The 1,994-nt window shown below is 72.4% G+C and carries 1 protein-coding gene and 1 pseudogene; one reads left to right on the top strand and one right to left on the bottom strand.

What is annotated here, in order from left to right; all coding sequences use genetic code 11:
• On the bottom strand, window positions 1-420 hold a 420-nt coding region (locus tag CA983_RS43140), incomplete at its 3' end, for a PAS domain S-box protein (RefSeq protein ID WP_425276516.1).
• A 134-nt stretch (window positions 421-554) separates the two neighbouring features.
• On the opposite strand from CA983_RS43140, the pseudogene CA983_RS43135 reads away from it, so the two are divergent.
• Window positions 555-1,994 (top strand): annotated as a pseudogene (locus tag CA983_RS43135) (cytochrome P450); the annotation flags it as partial.

Here is a 1,994-nt window from a genome sequence, read left to right as displayed (position 1 = left end):
CGGGGCGGGGGAGGGGGCGCGTTCGCCGTCCACGCGCAGCATCACCAGCAGCGCCGGTGTGTCCTCCGCCGTGTCGCTCACCGGGTCCGCCGTCAGCTCCCCGTACCGCTCCGCGCCCCCGGGGGCCCGCCAGCGCACCGACACCTGGTAGCGCGAGCGGTGCCGCAGCCGCAGGGCCTGGGCGATGCGCTCCACCTGCGTGGCCTCCCGCGGGCTGAACAGGTCCAGCACGTCACGGCCGCGCAGCCGCCCCGGCGTCGTACCGCACTCCGCGGCCATCGCCGGATTGGCGAGCAGCACCGCGCCGTACACGTCGCACACCGCGACCGGCATCGCGACCCGGTCGAAGAAGAGCAGGGCGCGGTTGCGCCATGTCACGGCCTCCTGCCGGGCCTGGTCCACGAGCGTCTCCTGCCACATCGGGCCGCCCCCGCGCAAGGGCGACGCATCTGCATGTACTACACAATCATGTAGGACCGCGGCACGGCCCGCAGGGTCCCGTGGATCACGCTGGACCGCAGTACTTCCGTACCGCGAAAGGCAGTTGTCGCGTCATGCGCCCCACCGCACAGACCCCCCGGCCCGCAGCCGACCTCCCCGGCGTCCCCGTCGCCGACATCTCCGGCACCGGACCCGGCGACGCGCCCGTCCAGCAGGCCATGGACCTGATGCGCGAGCACGGGCCCGTGTTCGGGCGGCGGCTGTACGGACGCGACACCCTGTTCGTGGGCGACCTGGACCTCGTGGCCGAACTCGCGGACGAGCAGCGGTTCGCCAAGCACATCGGGCCCGGCCTGGAGAACGTCCGCGAGTTCGCCGCCGACGGCCTGTTCACCGCCTACAACGACGAGCCGAACTGGGCCAAGGCGCACGACATCCTCATGCCCGCCTTCGCGCTGGGCTCGATGCGGACCTACCACCCCGTGATGCTGAAGGTGGCCCGCAGGCTCATCGCGTCCTGGGACCGCGACGCCCGCGCCGGGCAGCCCGTCGACGTGCCCGGCGACATGACCCGCATGACGCTCGACACCATCGGACTGGCCGGGTTCGGCTACGACTTCGGCTCCTTCGAGCGGGCCGAACCGCACCCCTTCGTCGAGTCGATGGTCCGCTGCCTGGAGTGGAGCATGACCCGCCTCGCGCGCGTCCCGGGCCAGGACTAACTCGGCGCAGGACGCGGCCTTCCGCGATGACTCCGCCTACCTCGCCCAGGTCGTCGACGACGTCATCGCCGCCCGCACCGGCACCGGCCAGAGCCAGGCCGACGACCTCCTCGGCCTCATGCTCACCGCCGAGCACCCCGCCGACGGCAGCACGCTCGACGCCGCCAACATCCGCAACCAGGTCATCACCTTCCTGATCGCCGGCCACGAGACCACCTCCGGCGCCATGTCCTTCGCCCTGTACTACCTCGCCAAGCACCCCACCGCGCTCCAGCTGGTGCGGCGCGAGGTCGACGAGCTGTGGGGCGACCAGGACGACCCCGAGCCGACGTACGACGAGATCGGTCGGCTGACTTACACGCGCCAGGTCCTCAACGAGGCGCTCCGGCTGTGGCCCACGGCCGCCGTCTTCGCCCGGGAGGCCCGCGAGGACACGCTGCTCGGCGGCCGCATCCCGCTGCGCGCCGGGCAGTCCGCCCTGGTGCTCACGCCGATGCTGCACCGACAGCCCGTCTGGGGCGACAACCCCGAGCTGTTCGACCCCTCCCGCTTCACGCCCGAAGCGGAGGCGGAACGACCGGTGCACGCCTTCAAGCCGTTCGGCACCGGTGAGCGTGCCTGCATCGGACGGCAGTTCGCCCTGCACGAGGCGACCATGCTGCTGGCCATGCTCGTCCACCGCTACCGGCTGAGCGACCACGCCGACTACCGGCTCCACGTCAAGGAGACCCTCACCCTCAAGCCCGAGGGCTTCACCCTCACGCTCACCCCGCGCACGCCCGCCGACCGTGCCCACACGCCGCTGCCCGGTGCCGCCCCGGTCCAGGACGC

The sequence above is a fragment of the Streptomyces swartbergensis genome (genome assembly GCF_002148965.1).
Taxonomy (GTDB): Bacteria; Actinomycetota; Actinomycetes; order Streptomycetales; family Streptomycetaceae; genus Streptomyces; species Streptomyces swartbergensis.
The sequence above is the reverse complement of the archived record's forward strand: the minus strand, read 5'-3'. Positions and strand labels throughout refer to the sequence as shown.